This window comes from Sphingomonas daechungensis, assembly GCF_039543105.1.
GTDB classification, from domain to species: Bacteria; Pseudomonadota; Alphaproteobacteria; order Sphingomonadales; family Sphingomonadaceae; genus Sphingomicrobium; species Sphingomicrobium daechungense.
Genome location: NZ_BAABJC010000001.1, coordinates 202,509 through 226,437, shown reverse-complemented (window position 1 = coordinate 226,437; position 23,929 = coordinate 202,509). Strand labels below are relative to the sequence as shown.

Here is a 23,929-nt window from a genome sequence, read left to right as displayed (position 1 = left end):
ACACTCCCCATATGTGCGTTAACTTTTGTCACGGAGACATTTCGAAATGGCCACCAAGTCCGTCACCGACCAGAGCTTCCAGGATGATGTCTTGGGTGCTTCGGGTCCCGTTCTCGTCGATTTTTGGGCAGAGTGGTGCGGTCCGTGCCGGATGATCGCTCCCGCGCTTGAGGAAATCTCGAACGAGCTGGGCGAGAAGGTTTCCGTCGTGAAGATCAACATCGACGAAAACCCTGAGACCCCGGGCCGCTACGGCGTGCGCGGCATCCCGACCATGCTACTGTTCAAGGGCGGACAGCCGGTCGCGCAGAAGGTCGGCGCCGCTCCTCGCAGCCAGATCCAGCAGTGGCTGGAGAGCAACCTGGATTCCCAGTCGAGCGCACAGGCGTAACGAATCGAAATCCTGCGGCCGGACCGGTGGCTTTTACGGCCTCCGGTCCCGCTCGCTGTTAAACCCTCGTTTCATTGACTAGAGCTAGGGGGCTGCCTACATCGCCCGCCACAATTTGCCGGCTGTTGTGGGGGCAGTCGTTCAGGCCGTCTAAGCGCCCGGCACGTAAAGGATTTCCATGATCGCCGCACTGGCCAAGAGCATCTTCGGATCGTCTAACGATCGCTATGTCCGAAGCCTTGGGAAATATGTCGACGCCGTAAGTGGGTTCGAGCCGGCCATTTCGGCCATGACCGACGAGGAGCTTCGCGGCCAGACCGACATCTTCCGTCGCCGCCTGGAAGGCGGAGCCAAGCTCGACGATCTCCTTCCGGAAGCCTTTGCGACCGTTCGCGAAGCCGCGCGGCGCACGCTTGGCCAGCGCCACTACGACGTCCAGATGATTGGCGGTATCGCGCTTCACCGCGGCGAGATCGCCGAGATGAAGACCGGCGAAGGCAAGACGCTCGTCGCGACGCTCGCCGTCTACCTCAACGCTCTGCCGGGGAAGGGCGTTCACGTCGTCACCGTCAACGACTATCTCGCCCGCCGCGACGCGGAGTGGATGGGGCAGATCTACCGCTTCCTCGGCCTGACTGTCGGCGTGATCGTCCCGAACCTTAGCGACGAGGAGCGGCGCGAGGCCTACAACAGCGACATCACCTACGCGACCAACAACGAACTCGGCTTCGACTATTTGCGCGACAATATGAAGTACTCGCGCGAGCAGATGGTCCAGCGGCCATTCAACTTCGCGATTGTCGACGAGGTCGACTCGATCCTCATCGACGAAGCGCGCACGCCGCTGATCATTTCGGGTCCCACGGATGACAAGTCTGAGCTCTATGTCTCCGTCGACAAGATCGTGAAAAGCTTCGTTCCCGAGGATTACGAGAAGGACGAGAAGCAGAAGACGGTCGTCCTCACTGAAGAGGGTACGGAAAAGGCCGAGCGGATGCTCGAGGAAGCGGGCCTGATCGAAGGTCGCAACCTCTATGACATCGCCAACACGCAAGTCGTCCACCACCTGAACCAGGCGCTCAAGGCGATCGTCATGTTCAAGCGGGACATCGACTACATCGTGAAGGACGGGAAGGTCGTCATCATCGACGAGTTTACCGGACGCATGATGGACGGACGCCGCTGGTCCGATGGTCTTCACCAGGCTGTCGAAGCCAAGGAAGGCGTCACGATCGAGGCCGAGAACCAGACCCTCGCATCGATTACCTTCCAGAATTACTTCCGCATGTATCCGAAGCTGTCGGGCATGACGGGCACGGCGATGACCGAAGCCCCGGAATTCTTCGACATCTACCGGATGAACGTCGTATCGATTCCGACCAACGTGCCGGTGAAGCGCGTCGACGATGACGATGAGTTCTACAAGAACATCACCGACAAGTTTGCGGCCATCGCGAAGGAGATCAAGCACCGCCAGGAGCTTCGCCAGCCAGTGCTGGTCGGCACGGTCTCGATCGAGAAGTCGGAAATGCTATCCGAGTTCCTGCAGCGCGAGAATATCCAGCATTCGGTGCTCAACGCGCGCTTCCACGAGAGCGAAGCGCATATTGTCGCCCAGGCGGGCCGCCTGGGCGCAGTGACCATTGCCACGAACATGGCCGGCCGCGGCACCGACATTCAGCTTGGCGGCAACCTCGAGTTCCGGATGCAGGACGAATTTCCCGACCTCACGGAAGGGACGCCCGAATATGAGGCGCAGGCCGAAAAGATCCGCGCCGAGATTGCGATAGAGAAACAGCAGGCGCTGGATATCGGTGGCCTGTTCGTGCTCGGCACCGAGCGCCACGAGAGCCGGCGCATCGACAATCAGCTACGCGGGCGATCAGGCCGCCAGGGCGACCCCGGCCTCTCGCGTTTCTATCTGAGCCTCGACGACGACCTTCTGCGCATCTTCGGCCCGCAGACCATGTTCGCGCGCCTGATGAACAAGAACCTTGAGGATGGCGAAGCGATCGTCAGCCCGTGGATCTCCAAGGCGATCGAAACTGCGCAGAAGAAGGTCGAAGCGCGTAACTACGACATCCGCAAGCAGGTCGTCGAATTCGACGACGTGATGAACGACCAGCGCAAGGTCATTTACGAGCAGCGCGCAGACATCATGGACGCCGAAGACGTCAACGAAGTCGTTGTCGACATGCGCGCGGAAACGGCCGTTTCGCTGGTCACTGCGCACTGCCCTCCAGGCTCGTATCCAGAGCAATGGGATGTGGCCGGGCTTAGGGAAAGCGTGGACCTGATCTTCAATCTTCAGCCACCGCTCGAGGAGTGGCTTGAGGAAGAGGCCGTCGAACAGGAGACGATCGTCGAGCGTTTGCAGAAGCTCGCCGACGAGAAGATGGAATCGAAGCCTGCCGAACTCGGGCTTGAGCGCTGGAACAATTACGAAAAGAGCGTGCTCCTCCAGACGCTGGATCACCACTGGAAAGAGCATCTCGCAACGCTCGACGCCCTCCGCGCGGTCATCCATCTGCGCAGTTACGCGCAGAAGAAGCCGATCGATGAGTATAAGCAGGAGGCATTCCTGCTGTTCGAGCGCCTTCTGGTGTCCATCCGTGAGGAAGTCACTCGCGTGCTCATGAGGACGGAAATCAGGCTCGAGGATCCGCCGCCCATGGAGCTTCCGGACTTCATCACCCAGCACATCGATCCGCTGTCGGGTGAGGACGACACGGCCGACCGCGATGCAGGCTCAGTCCTTTCGAGCCTCGGCATTTCGTCGCTCAATATTCCGCAGCCGGAGCTCCCTGCGGGAGAGAACGGCGAAACCATGACCCCGCCGCTCAGCCGCAACTCGCTCTGCCCGTGCGGCTCGGGCAAGAAGTTCAAGCATTGTCACGGCCAGCTGGCCTGAGGGCAGCTGCGGGCATGGCCCAGGTCAATCGCAACAAGGTCAGGCTCGCGTATCGCGCTGAAGAGGACGAGGTCGTCTTGGAGCGGCTTTCGCAAGCGCGCATGCCATCGGATGCGCTAAGCGAAGCAAACGCGATTGCGAGGACGCTGGTGAAAGGCGTTCGCTCGCACAAGCCGTCCGGCCTCGACGCATTCCTGCAGGCCTACGATCTCGGCAGCGAGGAAGGGGTCGCGATGATGTGCCTGGCTGAGGCGCTTCTCCGCATCCCCGACGCGCATACTGCGGATGAGCTGATCGCCGACAAGCTCTCGGGCCCCGACTGGGCCGAAAAAATCGGTCAGTCCGACTCATCCTTCGTCAATGCGGCGACTTTCTCGCTGCTGCTGACCGGCAAGGTGCTGGAGGGAGCCAACGATCGCAGCGACAATTGGAAGGCTGCGCTTGGCCGCGCCGTCGGCCGCCTTGGCGAGCCGGTGGTTCGCGCCGCCGTTCGCGAAGCGATGAAGATCCTCGGCCGCAATTTCGTGTTTGGCCGCACCATCGACGAAGCGCTCCGCCGCGCCGCGCCGGAGCGATCTCAGGGGCTGACGCACAGCTTCGACATGCTGGGAGAGGCTGCGCGCACGATTGCGGATGCCGAACGTTACGCCGAAGCTTATCGCAACGCGCTCGATCGGATCGCCAAGGAGGCCAAGGACGGCTTCCGCGTGTCCCCGGGAATTTCGGTCAAGCTATCCGCGCTCCATCCCCGCTACGAATGGAGCCACGCAGACGAGGCCAAGGCCTACATCCTACCGATCCTAACCGAGCTGGCGCAGAAGGCGAGCAAGGCGGACGTTCACCTGACCATCGATGCCGAGGAAGCGGACCGGCTCGAACTTCAGATGGACATGCTCGAAGCCTTGCTTGCCGACGACAGCCTGTTCGCCAACGGCTGGGGCGGTCTCGGCATCGCCATCCAGGCGTATCAGAAACGCTCCGTTCCGTTATGCGAATGGGTGGTCGAGGCCGCACGAGCGCATCGGCGCAAGCTGATGGTTCGCCTGGTGAAAGGCGCCTATTGGGACACGGAGATCAAGGCTGCGCAGGTAGCCGGCCTGACGGACTATCCCGTTTTCACCCGCAAGGTGGCGACCGACGTCTCCTATTTGGCATCGGCGAAGATCCTGCTGGCTGCCAGCGACGCCATCTATCCGGCCTTCGCCACTCACAACGCCAACACAATCGCCGCGATCAAGGCGATTGCCGGAAAGACGCAGTTCGAATTCCAGCGCCTGCACGGCATGGGCGAGGGGCTCTACGAAGAGCTTGCCCAGCTCGAAAGGGGCATTGGCGACCCGCAAACACCGGTGCGCATTTATGCGCCTGTCGGCAGCCACAAGGAACTGCTGGCCTACCTCGTTCGTCGCCTTTTGGAGAACGGTGCCAATTCCTCGTTCGTGAACCGCATTGCCGACGAGCACGTCAGCCTCGACGATCTCGTCCGCGATCCCGTCGCGGATCTTGATGCTCTCACGCCCAAGCGGAATCCGAAGATCGTTCTGCCAACCGATCTCTTCGGCTCAGCGCGCCGCAACAGCGCTGGCGTCGACCTCAGCGATCCGCTGGTGCGCGACCCGTTGATGGAACGGCTGAAGGGGCTCGAAGCCCGCACGTGGACCGCCAAGCCAGGCCTTGGGAAAGGCGAGGGCAGACCGATCGTCTCGCCTCATGATCACCGCATCGCTGTCGGGACAGTGTTCGAAGCGACGGCCGAAGACGTCGATCGCATGGTTCGCGCTGCTCATGACGCTCAGGTCGAATGGGACTCGCTCGGTGGAGAGAAGAGGGCGCAATTTTTGGAGCGCGCGGCCGATCTCTACGAGGAACATGCGGAAGAATTCTTCTCGCTCTGCACGCGCGAAGCCGGAAAGACATTGATCGACGGCGTGCTTGAAGTGCGCGAGGCGGTCGATTTCCTGCGCTTCTACGCGTCGGAAGCCCGCCGCCAGTTCAGCGGGCCGCTGCCGCTTCCAGGGCCGACCGGAGAGCAGAACGAGCTCCGCCTCCACGGGCGCGGGGTGATTGCCGCCATCTCTCCGTGGAATTTCCCGCTCGCGATCTTCACCGGCCTCGTTTCGGCGCCGCTTGCTGCGGGCAATGCCGTTATCGCCAAGCCCGCGGGGCAGACGCCCCTGATCGGCGCCCTGGCAATCGAGTTGATGCACCAGGCTGGCATCCCCAGGGATATTGTTCAGCTCGCGCCCGGCTCGGGCAGGGTCGTCGGCGGCACACTGACCGCACACCCCTTGCTTTCCGGCGTGGTGTTCACCGGCTCAACCGAGACTGCGCGCACGATCAATCGGACACTGGCAGAGCGGGCTGGACCGATCATTCCGTTTGTCGCCGAGACAGGTGGTCAAAACGCCATGATTGTCGACAGCTCGGCGTTGCCGGAACAGGTGACCCGCGACGTCATTTCCTCGGCCTTTCAAAGCGCCGGGCAGCGATGTTCGGCACTCCGCGTGCTGTTCGTTCAGGAGGATGTCGCTGACGGCATGATCGAGATGATCTCGGGTGCCATGGAGGCTCTGACGGTCGGCGACCCGCGCGACCTTCGCACCGACGTCGGCCCCGTCATCGACGAGCCTGCCAGGAAGGTGCTCGAGGACCACATTGCGTGGCTCGACAAGAATGCGAAGAAGATCTGTCGCTTGAAGCTGCCGAAAGAGGCCGAAAACGGCTGTTTCGTTGCTCCGTCTTTCTATGAAATCCGGTCGCTGAGTGAATTGAATCAGGAGAATTTCGGGGCGATCCTCCATGTCGTGCGCTTCGCTGGGGACAAGCTGCACGAGGTCATCGAGGCCATCAACACGACAGGCTACGGCCTGACCCTCGGTCTGCAGAGCCGAATTGATACGGTGCGCGACTATGTGGAGAAGCACGCGCGGGTCGGGAATTTCTACGTCAATCGCAACCAGATCGGTGCGGTGGTGGAAAGCCAGCCGTTCGGCGGCGAAGGCCTTTCCGGAACCGGCCCGAAAGCTGGCGGCCCGCATTATGTGGCTCGCTTCGCCACGGAGCGCGTGACCTGCATCGACACCACGGCGGCAGGCGGCAACGCCACTCTGATGGCTGCGATCGACGGATAGTTTGTCCCTCCGCGGGACGCCGTGGACCAGCCGGAACAGCAGCACGTTCTAGAGGTGCGGGGTGGTCTTCCCAGACACGAACGCGCCTCGCCGAAGCGGTCGGGCGAAAGCCTGGCCGCTTCGTTCGTCTGGCGCGCAAAAGAAATGGCTCCCCGGGCCTGATTCGAACAGGCGGCCGTCCGATTAACAGTCGGATGCTCTACCGCTGAGCTACCGGGGAGCGACCGCGCAGCTCACGCCGCGCAGGCAGGCGGGCTAGATAGCGAAGCTGCCCCTAAAGGCAAGTGCCATCGCCCCTTAAGTGGCGAATTGCTCCATCGCGATCCGCTCGTCGAGCGCATGCTCGGGATCGAACAGCAACGTCAGCGACCGCTCCCGGTCCAGGCTGACCTCGACGTTGACGACGTCGCGAACCTCGACCTGATCGGCAACGGCGGAAACCGGGCGATTCTCGGCTTCCAGGATGCGGAAGCAGACCGCGGTGTCGTCGGGCAGGATCGCACCTGACCAACGCCGTGGCCGGAACGGACTGATCGGCGTCAGCGCGAGCATCTTGGCGGCAAGCGGCAGGATCGGCCCTCTCGCAGACAGGTTGTAAGCCGTGGAACCTGCCGGCGTCGCCACCAGGACACCGTCACAGGCCAGTTCCGGCAGGGCGACGCGGCCGTTGACGAGAATCTCGATCTTCGCTGTTTGCCGCGTCTCGCGGAGCAGCGAGACTTCATTGATCGCCGCATGCCGCCGGACTTCGCCGGTGTCCGTGGTCGCCGTCATTTGCAGCGGAGCAACGCGGATGGCCTTGGCGCCCGCGATGCGCTCGGAAAGCCGATCGAGCCTCCATTCGTTCATCAGGAAGCCGACGGTGCCGCGGTTCATCCCGAACACCGGCTTCGGTGTCCCCGCATCGAGCATCGCGTGGAGGGTTTGCAGCATGAAGCCGTCGCCGCCCAACGCAACGAGCACATCCGCGTCGTCGGTGTCCGCCCACGCATATCGCCGGCGAAGCATCGCCTCGGCCGCCTTGGCGACCTCGGTGTGGGAGGAAAGAAGGCCGATCTTCTGGCTTGCGAGGTCAGGCTTCGTTTCCTCACTGCCGAACTTGGCCGCGTCAGCGCTCAAACGCCGCTCCTTTCGCGCTTGAACATAGGGATTTTCCCTCCGCACGCCACTGTCCCGTTGTGGGGCGAGGGCAAGGTGGCCCGTATCCGCCCTTGAGAGGCAGGCTTAGCCAGTGTGCATGCAAAAGCGCATCGAAGCAGAGACCAAGGAACGGGCCGATGAGCGGAGGGCTCCAGCGCAGCGCCGCCGCTCCGACGAGTTGCTCGCGGCAGTCATCGCTCACCAGCAGATCTCCGTGGTCTTCCAGCCTCAGATCAACCCGAGGACTGGCGAGGTATTCGGGGCCGAAGCGCTAGCGCGCTGGGAGAGGGCTGCCAGCGCAGAGGATCTCTTTGCTCGTGCGGAAGCCGCAGGGCTCTCCGAGCAATTGTCGCGCCTTGTCCAGTACAAGGCGTTGCGCGCCGCAGCGGCATGGGAAGGGCCGCTGCGGCGCCTTCGCATATCCATCAATCTGCTGCCTGCCGACATCCTCCAGGACAGCTACGTCGATTGGCTGCTTGGACAGATCAATTCCGTCGGCATCGATCCGAAAAGGGTCACGATCGAGATTACGGAGAATGCCCTGCTCAGCGATCTCGAGACCGTTGCCGAACGGCTCGCGATCCTTCGCAAGGAGGGCATCAAGGTTGCGCTCGACGATTTTGGAACGGGCTATGCCAGCCTGTCCTATCTCGGCAGCCTTCCACTGGACGCGCTGAAGATCGACCGCGGGCTGGTTGCCAGGATTGGCACAAGCGAGCGCGACCGCATTGTCGTTAGGTCGATCTTCACTCTCGCCCGCGACCTCGGCCTTGCGGTCGTGGTCGAAGGTGTGGAGAGCACGACACAGCTCCTGCTTCTCGCGGAGTGGGGGTGCGACATGTATCAAGGCTTCATCGGTGCAGGAGCGCTCGACGAGATGGAATTGTCGCGCTTCGTCGCGGTCTCCCGCTCGACAGCGGCCTAAGCCGCTTCTTTCTCCCGCTCGGCAGCCGCAGCGACGCGGGCGAGCCCCGTCGAAAGCTGAAGGGCCCCACTGAGCCGCGCCTCGGAAGTCGGCCAGTCGCGGCTGATGACCAGCTTGCTGTCTGGCCGGAGCTTCGCCGTGCCCTTGAGCCGATCGATGTAGCCGAGCAGGCCAGGGAGATCCGGGAAGCCGCTGTCGGCAAAGGTCACAAGCGCGCCCTTCGGTCCGACGTCCAGCTTGGCGATCATCGCCCTTTTCGCGTTAAGCTTGGTCTCGACGATCTTCAGCAGGTTTTGCGTCTCAGACGGCAACGGGCCGAAGCGATCGATCAATTCCGCCGCAAAGCCTTCAACGCCCTGCTTGTCATCTAGCTCGCCGAGGCGGCGATAGAGGCCCATCCGGAGGTCGAGGTCGGGAACATAGGTTTCTGGAATGAGGATCGGGGCATCGACGCTGATTTGCGGCGTGAACTCTTCCTGCCGCGGAATCCCGCCTGCCTTTTGCTCGACGATCGCGTCCTCAAGCATCGACTGATAGAGCTCGAAGCCGACTTCCTTGATATGACCAGACTGCTCATCGCCGAGCAAGTTGCCCGCCCCTCGAATGTCGAGATCATGGCTCGCGAGCTGGAAGCCCGCGCCGAGGCTATCGAGGTTGGCGAGCACCTGAAGCCTTTTCTCCGCCGTCTCCGTAATCGACCGGTCGGCGGGCGTGGTGAGATAGGCGTAAGCGCGTATCTTGGATCGGCCGACGCGCCCACGCAGCTGATAGAGCTGAGCGAGTCCAAAGATGTCCGCACGATGCACGATGAGGGTGTTGGCGCTGGGGATGTCGAGACCGCTCTCGACGATCGTCGTCGACAGCAGGACATCGTACTTGCGGTCGTAAAAAGCGCTCATCCGCTCTTCGACTTCGGTCGGTGCCATCTGCCCATGCGCGGTGACCGCTTTGACCTCGGGCACCTCTTCGCGGAGCCATTCCTCCATCTCGGGCAGGTCGGCAATCCGTGGAACGACAAAGAAGCTCTGCCCGCCGCGGTAATGCTCGCGCAGCAGGGCTTCGCGGATCACGACGGAGTCCCAGGGTGAAACGTAGGTGCGAACCGCCAGGCGGTCGACCGGTGGTGTCTGGATAACGCTCAATTCGCGCAGTCCGCTCATGGCCATTTGCAGCGTTCGCGGAATCGGTGTCGCGGTAAGCGTCAGCACGTGCACGTCGGCCTTGAGGGCCTTCAGCCGCTCCTTGTGCGTGACTCCGAAATGCTGCTCCTCATCGACGATCACCAGCCCCAACCTCTTGAACTCGACGCCCTTGCCGAGGATCGCGTGGGTGCCGATGACGATATCGACCTGCCCATTGGCGAGGTCTTCGCGTGTTTTCTTCGCCTCCGCGGCAGGCACGAGACGTGAGAGCCGGCCGACGCGGATCGGGAAACCTTCGAGGCGTTCGACGAAGTTCCGGTAATGCTGGCGGGCGAGGAGGGTGGTCGGCGCCACCACCGCGACCTGCATCCCGGACATGGCCGCAACGAATGCTGCCCGAAGCGCAACTTCGGTTTTGCCGAAGCCGACGTCGCCGCAGACCAGTCGGTCCATCGGCTTGCCGCTCTCGAGGTCGGCAAGAACTTCCTCGATCGCCCGATCCTGATCGTCGGTTTCTTCGTAGGGGAAGCGGTTGACGAACTGCGGGAAGGCGCTGTCCGGCTCCATCACCACGCCCGGGCGCGTAGCGCGCATTGCCGCCGTCTTGATCAGCTCACCGGCGATCTCGCGAATGCGCTCCTTCATCCGCGACTTGCGCCGCTGCCAAGCTTCGCCGCCAAGGCGGTCGAGCACCACGCCTTCGCTTTCGTTGCCGTAGCGGGTCAGAAGCTCGATATTTTCGACCGGCACATAGAGCTTGTTGCCGCCGGCATATTCGAGCGCGACACAGTCGTGAGGAGACTTGCCGACGTTGATTGACGTCAGGCCTTCGTAACGGCCGATGCCGTGATCGTTGTGAACGACGAGATCGCCGGGCGTGAGCGTCGCCAGCTCGGAAAGAAACGCCGCTGCGCCCTTCCGCTTCTTTCGGCGACGAACGAGTCGGTCGCCGAGCATGTCCTGCTCGGTGAGAACCGCGATGTCGGGCGCGGTGAAGCCGTGATCCAACGGAAGGACTAGAAGGGCGGGCTGCGTCTTGCTGCCGAGCGCTTCCTGCCAGCTATCCGCCAATTTCTCGGATTTCAGCCCATGGTCGGACAGCAACCCGGCAAGACGCTCGCGAGCCCCGCGCGTGTAGCTGGCAAGGATAACTTTGTGACCGGTCTTCCGTAGCTTGGCGACATGATTGACGACGGCTTCGTAGATATTTTCCTGGCGTGTCCGTTCGGGAGCGAAATCCCGCGCCGGTTCGACGCCGAAGCTGACGGTGCGGGCACTTTCGGGCTCGGGAAACGGTGACGTCAGGTGGATCGGTCGATCCGCAACGGCCTGCGTCCACTCTTCTTCCGTAAGATAGAGCGCACTCGGCTCGAGCGGGCGGTAGCTTCCAGCTTCCCCCGACATGGTCTTACGGCGATTGGCATAATAATCGTCGATCGATTCCCGGCGCGCGGCGAGCGCCTGATCGACACCGGAATCGCGAACGATCAGGTCGTTCTCGCCAAGATGGTCGAAAAGCGTCGTCAGCCGTTCCTCGAACAGCGGCAGCCAATGCTCCATCCCGCTCATCCGCCGGCTGTCCGAGATCGCTTCGTAGAGCGGGTCGCCGGTCGCCGTGGCCCCGAACGTCTCGCGATAGCGCGAACGGAAGCGCTTGATCGTCTCTTCGTCCAGCAGGGCCTCGGAGGCGGGCATCAGCGTGAACGCCTTGGCCCGGTCGGTCGAGCGCTGGTCGGCGGGATCGAACTGCCTCAGGCTCTCGATCTCATCGCCGAAGAAGTCGAGGCGAAGGGCGAGGGGCTCGCCCGCAGGATACAGGTCGATCAACGACCCGCGAACGGCATATTCGCCATGCTCAGCCACCGATTCGACGCGCTCGTAGCCAAGGGCATTGAGCTGCGACACCAACTGATTCCGGTCGATCCGCGCGCCCGCCTCGATCCGCTTCGTGAGCTGGCGAACCCGGAACGGTGTGAGCAGCCGCTGGCTCGCAGCATTTTCCGTCGCCACCAGGAGTTGCGGGCCCTCCGCTTTGGCTTGCAACGCGTTCAAGGTCGCAAGCCGCTCAGCCATCACCCGGAGGGCGGGTGAGGTCCGGTCGTAAGGCAGGCAGTCCCAAGAAGGCAGGGTCAGCACTTCGACTTCGGGCGCAAACAGCGGGACCGTTTCGGCGAGTGCCCGCATGGCGCTTTCGTCGGAGGCGATCACCACCGCCCGGCCGCTTTTCGACGAGCCATGCGCGGCACGCGCGAGATCGGCGGCGAGCACGGGCAGGAAACCGGACGGCACGCCAGCGAGGGTCAAAGGCTCGGATGAGCGCAGGACGCGCTGCAGCACGTCCGTCATCGGGCGATCCGAATATAGTCGAGGCGCTTGAGGGCATCGATCATGGGACCAGCGAAGCGCGCGGGGGCCTCGGCGGTTCCGATCGCCCAGGCCATGATGTCGACGTCCTGCTCATTGAGCATGTCATTGAACAGGACTCGCTCGTCAGCACTCCACGACTCACCGTGCGTGTCGAAGAAACCGCCGATCAGCATGTCCGCCTCGCGCGTACCGCGATGGTGCGCTCGCCAGTGCAGGCGCCTCAATTCCTCGTCTGGAAGCATGCGTGCGATGTAGTGATTCCCGGTCTGGATTGCGAGCGCCGCGTGAGGCGCTAACACCCCAGCATGCGGCCCGAAATCCTGAACCCGCTGTTTGCCGAGGTGGAGACCCTTCCAGGTGTGGGCCCGCAGGTCGCCAAGCTGTTGAAGCGCCTCGACATTACCCGCGCTGTGGATCTTCTCTATCACTTGCCGACCGGCGTGATTGAGCGGGTACGGGCAAAGTCGGCGCACTCCAGCCTGCTCGGCAGCGACGTGATTATCGACTTGAAGCCGTTCCAGTTCCGCCAGCCACGCTCGGGACGAGGTCCGACACGTGTCTTCGCATCTGATGCCGACGGCAACACGGTCAGTCTCATCTATTTCAACAATCCCGGCTGGGCGAAGAAGAGCCTGCCGATGGGCGAAACGCGGACGGTGTCCGGCAAGCTCGAGGCTTACGGGGACGAGTGGCAGATCATCCACCCGGAGGTGCTGCCGTCTGACAAGGGCGCGGAACTCGCCATTCGCGAGCCCGTCTACCCGCTCACAGAGGGCCTGACGAACAAGCGGCTTCGGGAGCTGGCGGCGATGGCGGTCGAACGCGCGCCCAATCTGCCCGAATGGATCGAACCCAGCCTGGCGGCGCGCGAGGCGTGGCGCCCGTGGCGCTCTGCCGTTGCAGAGGCGCACCGCGACCCGGGGTCCGACGACCCACGCCGGCGGCTCGCGTACGATGAGGTTTTCGCCAACCAGCTTGCACTCATGCTTCTGCGCCAGGCGTCGCGCCGGCACCGCGGCGTTGCGCTTCCGGGTACCGGCGAGATCATCGCTCGCCTGAAGCTGCCGTACCAGCTGACCGGAGCGCAGCGGCGGGTCGTCGAGGAAATCCGCGGCGATATGTCTCAGACCGCGCCGATGCTGCGGCTGCTCCAGGGCGACGTCGGATCGGGCAAGACGCTCGTCGCCTTGATGTCGATGCTGACAGCGATCGAGTCGGGTGCGCAAGCGGCGCTGCTCGCACCGACCGAGATTCTCGCCCGCCAGCACCACGCGACGCTCCTGAAGCAGGTCGACAGCATCGGCGTCCGCGTCGGCATCCTGACCGGTCGCGAAAAAGGCAAGGCGCGCGAGTCCGTCCTGATGGGGCTCGCCGATGGATCGATCGACATTCTCGTCGGGACGCACGCCATTTTCCAGGAGAAGGTCGCCTACAAGAACCTCGGTCTGGCGGTGATCGACGAACAGCATCGGTTCGGGGTGTCGCAGCGCCTTCTGCTCGCGGCCAAGGCGGAACGCCCACCGCACCTCTTGGTGATGACCGCCACGCCGATCCCGCGCACGCTGACCCTGACCCAATACGGCGAGATGGACGTCAGCCGGATCGACGAGATGCCGCCGGGCCGGACGCCGGTGGAGACCCGCGTCATCAGCGAAGAGCGCTTGAGCGAAGTCGTCGACGGGCTCGGCCGCCATCTGGCGGCTGGAGGACAGGCCTACTGGGTCTGTCCGCTCGTCGAAGAGAGCGAGAAGAGCGATGCGGCAGCTGCCGAGGAACGAGCAAGAATCCTTCGGTTGCGTTTCGGCGACGATAAGGTCGGGCTTGTCCATGGCCGCATGAAGGGCCCCGAGAAGGACGCAGTGATGTCCCGCTTCGCTGCCAATGCGCTGTCGGTTCTCGTCGCCACGACGGTGATCGAAGTCGGTGTGGACGTGCCGAATGCAACGCTGATGATCGTCGAAGGCGCCGAGCGCTTCGGCCTCGCCCAGCTTCATCAGCTTCGAGGGCGCGTCGGGCGAGGTTCCGGCAAGAGCACATGCCTCCTGATCCGCGGCCAGACGCTCACGGAGGTCGGGCGCGCGCGACTGGCGCTTATGCGCGAAACCAATGACGGCTTTCGGATTGCCGAGGAGGATTTACGGCTGCGGGGGCCGGGAGAAATCCTGGGGACCCGGCAGTCTGGCGAAGTCGCGTTTCGTGTTGCAACCGCCAAGGACGTCGAAGAGCTTGCCCAGATCGCGCAAGACGACACGCTGATCCTTCTCGATCGCGACGGGGGCCTCTCGGGACCGCGCGGACAAGCGGCGCGAACCTGCCTCTATCTGTTCGAGCGCGACCAGGCGGTTGGACTGATCAGGAGCGGCTAGGGAACGAGCAGGCCGTGACGCTTCTTGCCAAGGCTCAACTTCCCACCGGTAACAATTAAGCCGGGATCGCTGACGATTTCGTCATTCAAGCGGACCGCACCCTCGGCAATCTTCCGCTTCGCTTCCTTGTTGGACGGTGTGAAGCCGATGGCCGTCAGCGCCTGGGCGATGCTCACGCCTTCGCCGGTCGAAAGGGTCGGAAGGTCGTCGCCGAGCCCACCTTGCTCGAACGTCGCCCGTGCCGTCTCGGCTGCAGTGTCAGCTGCTTCACGCCCATGCAGCATTGCCGTCGTCTCGGTGGCGAGCACGATCTTCGCTTCGTTGATCTGCGCGCCAGGTAGCCGCTCAAGCCGTTCGACCTCGTCGAGCGGAAGCTCCGTGAACAGTCGCAGGAACTTGCCTACGTTGGCGTCGTCCGCGTTCCTCCAGAACTGCCAGTAATCGTAGGCGCTCAACTGCTCTTCATTGAGCCAGACCGCGCCTTGCGCCGTCTTGCCCATCTTCGATCCGTCGGCATTGGTGATCAGCGGCGTCGTGACGCCATAGACCTCGGTCCCGTCGATCCGGCGCGCGAGCTCGATCCCGTTGACGATATTACCCCATTGATCCGACCCGCCGAGCTGCAGCCGCAGGCCGTAGCGCCGCGACAGCTCCAGGAAGTCGTAGCCTTGCAGGATCATGTAGTTGAATTCGAGAAACGTCAGCGGCTGCTCGCGGTCGAGGCGCAGGCGTACGCTGTCGAACGTCATCATCCGGTTGATGGTGAAATGCCGCCCGACGTCCCGAAGAAACGGGATGTATTCCAGCTTGCTCAGCCACTCGTCGTTATTGACGACGATGGCATCGGTCGGCCCGTCGCCGAACGTCAGGAAGCGCTCGAACACCTTGCGGATGCCGGCGATGTTGGTGTCGATCTCCGCGTCGGTCAGCAGCTTGCGGCTTTCGTCCTTCCCCGTAGGATCGCCGACCTTAGTGGTCCCGCCGCCCATCAGCACGATCGGCTTGTGTCCGCTTTGCTGAAGGCGCCGGAGCAGCATGATCTGCACCAGGCTCCCGACATGCAGGCTCGGCGCGGTCGCGTCGAAGCCGATATACCCGGTCACGATCTCCTTCGACGCGAGGGCGTCGAGGCCCTCGGCATCGGTCAGCTGATGAATGTAGCCGCGCTCGTCGAGGAGGCGGAGGAGGCCGGACTTGAAGTTGGTCATCGTCCGGTCGGCTAGCATTGCAGGGCAGTAAGCAACAAGCTCATTGCCCGTTGGACACGTCTTTGGGCGCCTGAAGTTGCTTCAGGACAAAGGTGAGTTCGGGGCTGACGGTGAATGGCGGATTGCGGGATATGTCCTGCCCAATGTCCCACAGCACCGGAATCATTCCTCTCGATTGGGCGGTGAGTGCGACGGAGGCCATCCACTTGGCGCGAGAGCGCGGATCCTTCGAATTAGCCGCTCCGAACTCTCCGACGAAGACGGGAATATCCTTCCGCTTTGCAAAGTTTTCCATCTTGTCGAAGTTGCGTCGCAATTCGGCAACGTCTTCGGCGGTCCCCCAGGTCTGCCGCATCTTCCCCCAGCTTTCGTCCTTCGTCATGCCTGCGAACGGCCACGGCGTGTAGTAATGGACCGACAGGAGGAGTTTGTTTGCAACGGTGTCGCGCGGGACGATGAACATGTCCGTCGCGGTCTTGTCGATGTCGGTTGTGTAGCCCGCGATGATCAGAAGCCGCCTGGCATTATTGCCGCCATTGCGCGGACTGTGTCGATGAAGGCCTGATTGACCCGCCCAAGCGCTGCGTGGGCGTCGCTCTCCGATCCACTGCCATCGAAGTGTGATTCTTCGTTGAATGCCTCGAAGATCAAACGTTGATCGCGATTGGCGAAGTGACGGGCGATCTGGGACCAGTAGCTCCTGAATTTCCGGTCCGCTTCGGGACTGAAGGTATGGAAGGCCTTCCCGAACTTCTTCTTGTCTCCGGAATCGATCCAGCCGCCATCCCAGTGAATGTTGATGACGCAGAACATCCCGGCAGAGGTGATCCAGTCCGCGACCTCCCCGACCCGTTCGAGCTTTTCGCGGTCGATCCGACCATTATCGGCGTAAGTGTCCCACGCAATTGGCAGCCGGACGGTCTTGAAACCGAGGCTGGCAACATGGTCGATGAAGGCCTTCGTGATTGGCGGATTGCCCCAGCCGGTCTCCCATGACGCTGTATTTTCCAACGTGTTGCCGATGTTTACGCCGACTCCCATCCGCTGTGCTGCGCTCCAGGCGTCGAGATCGATCTGGACCGCAGGAACGGGCGGGGCGGCCGCCGCCCAACTCGCTGGAAGAGCGAGCAGGAGTAAAGCCAGGAAAGCCCGGAAAAGCGTCACATTTCCTGCTTAGCGCGCCAGTCTTCCTCCTGCTACTGAACAACCGTGCAGCTCAGCCTCATCCCGCATCAGGCGACTCCGTCGGGAATCGGCGACCTGAAAGTCTGGGCCAGTGTCGATCACGCCGCTGCATTCGGCGCGACCGCGACGGTCAACATCTGGTTCGGAATCGGCGCACCCGCATCGCGCTTCGTCATCCCCGAGGCGGAAGACCCTTCGCGGACTGACGAGCTGTGGAAAACCACATGTTTCGAGGCATTTCTTCGCGAGACCGGAGCCGACCGCTACCAGGAATGGAACTTCGCGCCCTCAGGCCAATGGGCGGCCTACGAATTCTCCGGCTATCGCGACGGCATGGCGGAGCTGGATGTCGGCGCACCGCCCTACATCCGCATGGAGGACAATCTTACCTGGTGGACGCTGGGCGCGACCATCGCGGTGGAGGCCGGCAAGAGCTGGGAGCTCAACCTTGCGGCAGTGCTGGAAGAAACCAACGGCACCAAGTCCTATTGGGCGCTGGCTCATGCGCCGGACAAGCCGGATTTCCATTCGCCGGATTGCTTCGTCGCAAAGCTCCCTTAAGCAGCCAGCATGAGCCTGTTTGGAATCGACCGTCTCCTCGCGGATCCCGATCTTCGCCGCCCGCTGGAAGGCCAGCGCATCGCGCTTCTGGCCCACCCCGCGTCCGTGACGAAAGACCTGACCCACAGCATCGACGCCTTGTTCGCTGCAGGCCTCAAGGTTTCGGCCGTGTTCGGCCCGCAGCACGGCGTTCGCGGCGACCTCCAGGACAATATGATGGAGTCTCCCGACTTCACGGATCCAACCTATGGCATCCCGGTCTTCAGCCTTTACGGCGAGGTTCGCCGACCGACAGGCCAGTCGATGGGAACGTTCGACACCATCCTGATCGACCTGCAGGATCTCGGCTGCCGTATCTACACCTACGTCACGACCCTTTTGTACGTGCTCGAAGCGGCCGCGGAGCACGGGAAGGCCGTCTGGGTGCTCGACCGTCCCAATCCAGCGGGTCGACCGGTCGAAGGGCTGATCCTGCGATCTGGCTGGGAAAGTTTCGTCGGAGCCGCCGAGATTCCGATGCGGCATGGGCTGACGCTCGGCGAGCTGGGCGCCTGGTTCGTCGACCGCTTCAAGCTCGACGTCGATTACCGCGTGATCGAGATGGCCGACTGGCAACCCGAAGGCCCCGGCTTCGGCTGGCCGCAGGAGCGCGTCTGGATCAATCCGAGCCCCAATGCCGCCAACGTCAACATGGCCCGCGCCTACGCCGGCACGGTCATGCTCGAGGGCACGACGCTGAGCGAGGGCAGGGGTACAACGCGGCCCCTGGAGCTGTTCGGCGCTCCCGACATCGACGCGGGCAAGGTCATCGCCCAGATGCACGAGCTCGCCCCAAGCTGGCTTGAAGGCTGCAAGTTGCGTGAGATCTGGTTCGAGCCGACCTTCCACAAGCATGTGAAGCAGCTGTGCAGCGGCGTGTTCATCCATGCCGAAGGGCCGTTTTACGATCACACCTATTTCAAGCCGTGGCGGCTCCAGGCGCTCGGCTTCAAGGCCATCCGCAATCTCTATCCGGATTACGAACTTTGGCGCGATTTCCCTTATGAATATGAGTTCGGGAAGCTCGCGATCGACGTGATTAACGGTTCAACGCTACTTCGCGAATGGGTTGACGATATCAACGCCACGCCGGACGACCTCGATAGCCTCACGCTTCCCGACGAACGGTCCTGGGACGAGCAGAGCCAGGCCTTTCTCCGCTACTGAGCGGCGTGGTTAACGAAAGAGTAGGGGCTTGCCTCTATTCCAATCTCCGAAGGCATTCGGGGAGCGGGCTGGTCCATGGCCACACACGGTATCGAGGAAGTCACTGAACACGCGATCCGCAGCGTTGCGCGCGATTGTGGCTCCCTGTCCATGGAATGCAGTGATGTCGCCGGTTACGTCCGCGATGTCGGTTCGCGCATCACCGAGCATCTCAACATGCTCGATAGCCTGGAAGAAGTGACGACGCGCCTGCTCGCCGACCAGGCGCGCGTGTCGGACTCCACCGACGAAGCGCGCCTCCTGTCGGAACAGGCGCGTGCCAAGCTCGAAGCGGGACGCGAAGCCATCGACGGCACCATCGCGGGCTTCAAGGGCCTGACCGAACTCGTCGTTCAACTCGGCGAACGCATGGCCGGCTTCGCATCGGCGATGAACCAGGTGCAGACCGTGTCCTCGACCATCGAGACGATCGCCCGCAAGACCAACATGCTCGCGCTTAACGCAACGATCGAGGCCGCCCGCGCCGGTGATGCCGGCCGCAGCTTCGCCGTCGTTGCCGCCGAGGTGAAGAAGCTTGCTCACGATACGCGTGCAGCGACCAGCCAGATTGCCTCGACGATCGGCGAGTTGACCCGCGAGGCGAGCGCCGTCACCACCGAGATCAAGACCGGCGTCGACCGTAGCCGCGCGGCCCAGTCAGGCTTCGGTCAGATCAGCGAGACGGTTCGCGAGGTCTCGGAAATCGTCACCATGGTCGACCGCCAGACGGAGGGCATCGCCCATTCGACCAGCATGATCCAGACCAGCGTGGACCGCGTTAAGGCCGGCCTCACCGACTTTGCCGGCGACGCCCGCAACAACGGCAGCCAGCTGCTCCAGGCCCAGAAGCGGCTCGAGCATCTGGAAATGCTGTCGAACACCATGCTCGACACGCTTGCCAATTCCGGCGCCGAGATCGACGACACGCCATTCATCCTGAAGGCTCAGGAAGCGATGCGAGCCATCCAGGGGTCCATCGAACGCGGCATCGAGACCGGAGAGATCTCCATCGGCGAGGTGTTCGACCGCGATTACAAGCTCATTCCGGGTACCAATCCCGAGCAATACGACACCGCATTCTGTGCATTCGCCGACAAGTACGTCCAGCCGATCCTCGACCGTGTGAAGGGCAGCGACGATCGCCTGATCGGCTCGGCGATCACCGACGTGAACGGCTATTTGCCGACGCACCTCACAGAGCGCAGCCATACACCCGGCCCGGATCCGGTCTGGAATGACGCCCACTGCCGCAACAAGCGCATCTTCATGGACGATACGACGCAGGCGGCAATCGACAGTGAGAAGCCGGCGATGCTCGCGACTTACCGCATGGAGCTCGGCGACAAGTTTATCCCGGTGAAGAATGTTTTCGTGCCGCTCTGGATCAAGGGCCGCCGCTGGGGAAATTACGAGCTCGCCTACCGCGACGATTGAGCTCCGCGCTCCTGCATAGGCAGGAGCCCAGTGAACTCTTCACATTAGGGAATACTAGGCTCCTGCCTGCGCAGGAGCACAGTCCGATCAATAGTCCTTGCGAGCTTCCGAGCGGGCTTCGAGCAGGTCGAACAGCCCGCGATGCTGCAGCAGGAGCTGCTCGCCGCCAAAGCCCAGAGCCCGCTGGCTGGCTGGAGTGTCCGATGCACCCTCGATGACCGCGACGATCGACGCTTCATCGGGCAGCGCAGGGGCCGGCGAGTCGATCCCGGCACGAGATGCAGCGCGATCGAGGATGCGGCGGATCGGCCACCAGTCGCCGACCAGCGCCGCGGCGGCCCCGAGGGCGCAGCCACGACGTTCCGACGTCGCCAGGATTTCCAGCGCATTGCGCTGGGCGTTCATGGTCGCTTCGGTTTCGGCCGCTCCCGGCGTGCTGGGCAGGGGACCAACAGCCGACGTCAACCGAACGAGGAACAACCGCTCTCGCTCGAAAGCCTCGGCGGCCCGCGCAAGCCAATCGCTCGACGGACCTTTCGGGGCATTTTGATAGGCATGTTCGACCAGGCTCGGCTGGTTTCCGTGAAGCCCGCAGAGCAGGTGCACGGCGTCCGCTAGATCGCGCGCTGGATTGAGGCTCGAAGCTTCGAGAAGGGCATTGAGGTGACGATGGCGCGACGATCCGTCCGCGGCGACGCGGGCAAGATGCGCTTCGGCTACGCTGACCGCTGCACGGTCGACGGACCGATTGATCGCCATCCTACTCCCCTCATAACACGCAGGGCGCTGCCCTTAGTCAGCGGACAGTAGCCGAAGGGCGTAAAGAGGAGGTTAGCGCGAGCCTCCGATCGTGGAACATGGCAGCCGCCGAACGGAAAAGGGGCGCCCGTGCGGACGCCCCTCTGCCTGGGAATTGAGGAATATCAGGCGGCGATCAGCTCCGGCTGGCGCTCGTCCTGGACGAATTCGTGCTTCGCCGCGATCGAGACGGGCTCCGCGGCCTTGGCACTGCGCGGCTTCGGAAAGAGAAGACGCGAGCTGACGACGACTACGCCAAGCCCGACATAGGCACCGAGCGCGAGCCACGGGCCAAAGAACAGCAAGGCGATCAGGCCGACGCGCAGAAGGAAGGGGCTGATGTGGAGGTCTTCCCCCGCCGCCTGGCAGATGCCGAAGAGGCTATCCGGCTCGTTCGAGTCGAAATCGTCATCCTCAAGGGTGGCGGTGTGAACGTTCTGCATCGGTCTTCCTTTTTCCTGCGGAGCCAGCGGCGCCGTCGATGCAGATGCTTAAGCAGGAGGCGTGCCATTTGCGTGAAAGGCGCATTTCTACGGGATTTCAGCTGAACGAATGCTGGCCAAACGGCAGTTGCGAGTTGGTGCGATGCGCCAAAGTTGGGAATTTGCACGAACCCGCAGGACCGTGAGCGTGGGAAGCTTTCGTCGGTTGGAGGAGGAAGCCCTGCCCTCTGGGGAAGGCGAAGGGTGGGGCAGGGCTTCACTGACGCTTCTGTCCACTGATCCCGTGCGGAAAAGGGGTGAACCGCCCCGGGACAACTCGGAATTTACCGGGTGTGCCTTAAGCCCGTGCGAAGGATGAAGGTTAACGCGCCGTCAATTCCTCACGTTGCGGTCCCCCCTGTGCAGTGCAAGCAAACGCCCCCATGATCCGGGATGCAGAGGAGACCGACGCCGCGGCGATTGCGGCCATCTACGCGCACCATGTTCTCTACGGAACAGCGTCCTACGACCTGACCCCGCCATCGACCGAGGAGACGCTCGCCAAGATCCGCCGCATTCGCGAAAACCGCTGGCCGTTCATCGTCGCGGCGAGAGATGGCGAGCTCCAGGGCTATGCCTATGTTACCCAGTTCCGCGACCGCCTGGCCTACGCCTGGGCGTGCGAGACGAGCATTTACGTTCACCCGGATTGGTTGGGCCGCGGCATCGGAAAGGCCTTGCTCCAAACGCTTTGCGAGAGAGCGGATGCGGCCGGTTTCAGGCAGATTGTCGGCGTGATCGGCGGCGCGGAACCGGCGTCAGTTGCGCTCCACGCTTCTTGCGGCTTTACCGAAGTGGGCAGGCTGAAGGGAGTCGGCTGGAAGCATGGGCGCTGGCTCGACAACGTCTACATGCAACGATCGCTCGGAAGAGCGTCTACCGAGCCACCTGAAGCCTGATTTGGGGGAGGTTGGAAACCCTGCCCTCTGGGGAAGGCGAAGGGTGGAGCAGGGTTTCCTTTGTCGTTCCGGCAGGACCGCTCCGAAAACTCGCTGGGCCGGTGCTGCTGAACCCTTATTTACCGGTCACGACTTAAGCGGGTGCCAAAGCAATTGGTTACCGTCTCGGTCATTCTTTCAGGCCGAAAACAAAGAAGAAGCGGCCCGACCGAGCGACGATCGAACCGCTTCTCTTCCGCCAACAGGCGCTGCCTCTGGGCAAGAGGGCGCACGTTCAGGAAAACGTCCGCTGAAACTGGCCGTTCCGAAGGCTGTTACGATTTGGCTTCGACGTCGTATCGAGCGCGGAGACGATACCCCACTGCCGGTTCGTTAATGATCAGGCTGGGGTGAGTCGGATCCCTTTCAAGCTTCTGCCGAAGCGCCCGAACCGCGACTCGCAGGTAATCCGCCTGCGTTTCTTGCGCTGGCCCCCACGCGGTCCGCAGCAGATGCGCGTGGCTGAGAACCTGGCCCGGATGCTTGGCCAGCTCGGCCAGCACGGCAAATTCCTTCGGAGTGAGGTGGACCTCATCCCCGTCCCGCATCACTGCTCGCTTCAAGAGATCGATGGTCACGCCTTCGGCCTCGAGCGGCCGCTGGTCTTGCTCGACGCCCAGATCGACCAGATTGGAAAGGTAGCGGTCGAGCTTGGCGGCTTCGGCGCTGATTGTCGAAACGCTTTCCTTGTCGTCCACGCCGCTCCGCCTGAGCTTGCCTGCCAAATCCCTGATGACCGACAACGAGGGACGGAGGTCTTCCCCAATGGACGACAGCAGGACCGACCGGATTCGGTCGCGCTCGCGGACTCGGGTGAACTCGCGCGCTTCTCCTTCCAGACGCGCGCGCTCCAGGGCGAGGGCCACCTGATCGAGCAAGTTGTCGAGCAGTTGGATCTGGTCTTCGCGGACCGGTGGCGCACCGTCGTCACGGGCAACAGCCATGGCCGCGATGACGGCCGAGCCGGCCTTCACCGGATGAAACTGCCATTCCGTTGGCACCGCCCGGTTCAGGCCCCGGCCGGCCCGCTCACCGACGTCCAAGGTTAAGGCCGCTGCAGCGAAGTCGCTCGGACCCAAGCCCATTTGTCCCGGAGCGCTCGAAAGCACCCGCGGCTCGCGGCCGTTCTCGACCAGCAAGGCGTTACAGTCGAAGATCATCGCCAGCTCACGGGTGGCGACATCCGCGATTTCCTTGTCCGACGTACAAGTCAGTAGCCGGCGGGCGAGGCCCGCGATGGTCGCATTCCGAGCGGCGTGCGCTTCGGCCAGCCGGGCCTGCTTGCGGATCGAGGACGCGAGTTGGCTCGTCAGTGCGGCTGCAGCGAACAGCACGACGACCGTTACGATGTCGTTCGCGCTGTCGATGCGAAATGTCATGTGCGGCGCGGTGAAGAAGAAATTGTAGGCGAGTGCCGAGGCCAAGGCTGCGAGAAGTGCCGGGCCAAATCCGCCGAGCACGCCTGCAGCAAGCACCGCGGGCAAATACAGGAGATCGACAGCGGAATTGCCCCATCGGGGTGCAAGCAGAAGCCCCATGATCGTCGACGCCGCGACGAGAAGAATCGCCTCCGCATAGGCGCGCGCCTGCGCGGCGGCCGAGCGGTTTGATTCAGTTAGACCGACCATCACCGCAAATTGGGCCCGACCAGCACAAACGTCGAGTGGTCGACGCTTGATTCCCGCCCGTTCTTCATAGGAACCAC

General features: G+C 62.9%; 18 protein-coding genes and 1 tRNA gene. 9 read left to right on the top strand and 10 right to left on the bottom strand.

All coding sequences use genetic code 11. From position 1 onward, the window contains the following. Window positions 1-46 precede the first annotated feature (46 nt). The 3 genes from trxA (at window position 47) to putA (ending at window position 6,433) form a co-directional block, all read left to right on the top strand. Entirely contained in the window at window positions 47-391 is a 345-nt protein-coding gene (gene trxA, locus ABD928_RS01120) for a thioredoxin (RefSeq protein WP_187714113.1), read from the top strand. A gap of 178 nt (window positions 392-569) precedes the next feature. Next, window positions 570-3,302, top strand: a complete 2,733-nt coding sequence (gene secA / locus ABD928_RS01115) for a preprotein translocase subunit SecA (RefSeq protein WP_345165266.1) — start codon at window positions 570-572, stop codon at window positions 3,300-3,302. Window positions 3,303-3,316: 14 nt separating this feature from the next. Beyond that, window positions 3,317-6,433 (top strand): bifunctional proline dehydrogenase/L-glutamate gamma-semialdehyde dehydrogenase PutA, encoded by a 3,117-nt coding sequence (putA, locus tag ABD928_RS01110; RefSeq protein WP_345165263.1) that lies wholly within the window; start codon window positions 3,317-3,319, stop codon window positions 6,431-6,433. Between the two features lie 145 nt (window positions 6,434-6,578). On the opposite strand, the gene ABD928_RS01105 is transcribed toward putA, so the two are convergent. Both ABD928_RS01105 and ABD928_RS01100 read right to left on the bottom strand, forming a co-directional pair. Next, window positions 6,579-6,653: transfer RNA gene (locus tag ABD928_RS01105), tRNA-Asn, on the bottom strand. Window positions 6,654-6,730: 77 nt separating this feature from the next. Continuing rightward, window positions 6,731-7,489, bottom strand: coding sequence for an NAD kinase (locus ABD928_RS01100; protein WP_395623366.1), 759 nt, complete (start codon window positions 7,487-7,489; stop codon window positions 6,731-6,733). Between the two features lie 181 nt (window positions 7,490-7,670). Here ABD928_RS01100 and ABD928_RS01095 point away from each other — a divergent pair, with 181 nt between their 5' ends. Beyond that, complete coding sequence (locus ABD928_RS01095; protein WP_345165259.1) at window positions 7,671-8,498, top strand: EAL domain-containing protein; 828 nt, start codon at window positions 7,671-7,673, stop codon at window positions 8,496-8,498. Here ABD928_RS01095 and mfd read toward each other — a convergent pair. Next, window positions 8,495-11,986 (bottom strand): transcription-repair coupling factor, encoded by a 3,492-nt coding sequence (mfd, locus tag ABD928_RS01090; RefSeq protein WP_187714111.1) that lies wholly within the window; start codon window positions 11,984-11,986, stop codon window positions 8,495-8,497. The genes ABD928_RS01095 and mfd overlap by 4 nt on opposite strands. Beyond that, window positions 11,983-12,249, bottom strand: a complete 267-nt coding sequence (locus ABD928_RS01085) for an FAD assembly factor SdhE (protein ID WP_345165253.1) — start codon at window positions 12,247-12,249, stop codon at window positions 11,983-11,985. Before ABD928_RS01085 ends, mfd begins: the two co-directional genes overlap by 4 nt. Before the next feature lie 63 nt (window positions 12,250-12,312). On the opposite strand from ABD928_RS01085, the gene recG reads away from it, so the two are divergent. Further along, window positions 12,313-14,373 carry an ATP-dependent DNA helicase RecG gene (gene recG, locus ABD928_RS01080; RefSeq protein ID WP_345165250.1) on the top strand — a complete coding sequence of 687 codons (2,061 nt, stop codon included), beginning with the start codon at window positions 12,313-12,315 and terminating at the stop codon, window positions 14,371-14,373. Here the strand turns inward: recG and tyrS are convergent. The 3 genes from tyrS to ABD928_RS01065 are packed head-to-tail and all read right to left on the bottom strand — an operon-like array spanning window position 14,370 to window position 16,745. Beyond that, window positions 14,370-15,581 carry a tyrosine--tRNA ligase gene (gene tyrS, locus ABD928_RS01075; RefSeq protein WP_187714110.1) on the bottom strand — a complete coding sequence of 404 codons (1,212 nt, stop codon included), beginning with the start codon at window positions 15,579-15,581 and terminating at the stop codon, window positions 14,370-14,372. The genes recG and tyrS overlap by 4 nt on opposite strands. A gap of 40 nt (window positions 15,582-15,621) precedes the next feature. Next, the gene (locus tag ABD928_RS01070) at window positions 15,622-16,065 is read right to left on the bottom strand and encodes a glycoside hydrolase family 5 protein (RefSeq protein ID WP_262984978.1); all 444 of its coding nucleotides are present in this window, start codon (window positions 16,063-16,065) and stop codon (window positions 15,622-15,624) included. A gap of 23 nt (window positions 16,066-16,088) precedes the next feature. Continuing rightward, window positions 16,089-16,745, bottom strand: a complete 657-nt coding sequence (locus tag ABD928_RS01065) for a glycoside hydrolase family 5 protein (protein WP_345165246.1) — start codon at window positions 16,743-16,745, stop codon at window positions 16,089-16,091. A gap of 45 nt (window positions 16,746-16,790) precedes the next feature. Between ABD928_RS01065 and ABD928_RS01060 the strand changes: the two genes are divergently transcribed. The 3 genes from ABD928_RS01060 to ABD928_RS01050 all read left to right on the top strand — a co-directional run bounded on the left by ABD928_RS01060 (window position 16,791) and on the right by ABD928_RS01050 (window position 20,006). Next, the gene (locus ABD928_RS01060; protein WP_187714107.1) at window positions 16,791-17,327 is read left to right on the top strand and encodes a DOMON-like domain-containing protein; all 537 of its coding nucleotides are present in this window, start codon (window positions 16,791-16,793) and stop codon (window positions 17,325-17,327) included. A 9-nt stretch (window positions 17,328-17,336) separates the two neighbouring features. Beyond that, window positions 17,337-18,533 carry an exo-beta-N-acetylmuramidase NamZ family protein gene (locus tag ABD928_RS01055; RefSeq protein WP_345165243.1) on the top strand — a complete coding sequence of 399 codons (1,197 nt, stop codon included), beginning with the start codon at window positions 17,337-17,339 and terminating at the stop codon, window positions 18,531-18,533. Between the two features lie 75 nt (window positions 18,534-18,608). Further along, the gene (locus ABD928_RS01050) at window positions 18,609-20,006 is read left to right on the top strand and encodes a methyl-accepting chemotaxis protein (protein ID WP_187714106.1); all 1,398 of its coding nucleotides are present in this window, start codon (window positions 18,609-18,611) and stop codon (window positions 20,004-20,006) included. An 87-nt stretch (window positions 20,007-20,093) separates the two neighbouring features. Here ABD928_RS01050 and ABD928_RS01045 read toward each other — a convergent pair whose 3' ends face one another. Together ABD928_RS01045 and ABD928_RS01040 are read right to left on the bottom strand one after the other, a co-directional pair. Next, on the bottom strand, window positions 20,094-20,765 hold the full coding sequence (locus tag ABD928_RS01045; RefSeq protein ID WP_223276169.1) for a DUF6975 family protein: 672 nt from the start codon (window positions 20,763-20,765) through the stop codon (window positions 20,094-20,096). A 164-nt stretch (window positions 20,766-20,929) separates the two neighbouring features. Then, window positions 20,930-21,247 (bottom strand): PspC domain-containing protein, encoded by a 318-nt coding sequence (locus ABD928_RS01040; protein ID WP_187714105.1) that lies wholly within the window; start codon window positions 21,245-21,247, stop codon window positions 20,930-20,932. A gap of 422 nt (window positions 21,248-21,669) precedes the next feature. Here ABD928_RS01040 and ABD928_RS01035 point away from each other — a divergent pair, with 422 nt between their 5' ends. Further along, window positions 21,670-22,185, top strand: coding sequence for a GNAT family N-acetyltransferase (locus tag ABD928_RS01035; RefSeq protein ID WP_187714104.1), 516 nt, complete (start codon window positions 21,670-21,672; stop codon window positions 22,183-22,185). Window positions 22,186-22,499: 314 nt separating this feature from the next. Here ABD928_RS01035 and ABD928_RS01030 read toward each other — a convergent pair whose 3' ends face one another. Continuing rightward, window positions 22,500-23,852 (bottom strand): DUF4118 domain-containing protein, encoded by a 1,353-nt coding sequence (locus ABD928_RS01030; RefSeq protein ID WP_345165236.1) that lies wholly within the window; start codon window positions 23,850-23,852, stop codon window positions 22,500-22,502. Window positions 23,853-23,929: the final 77 nt, after the last annotated feature.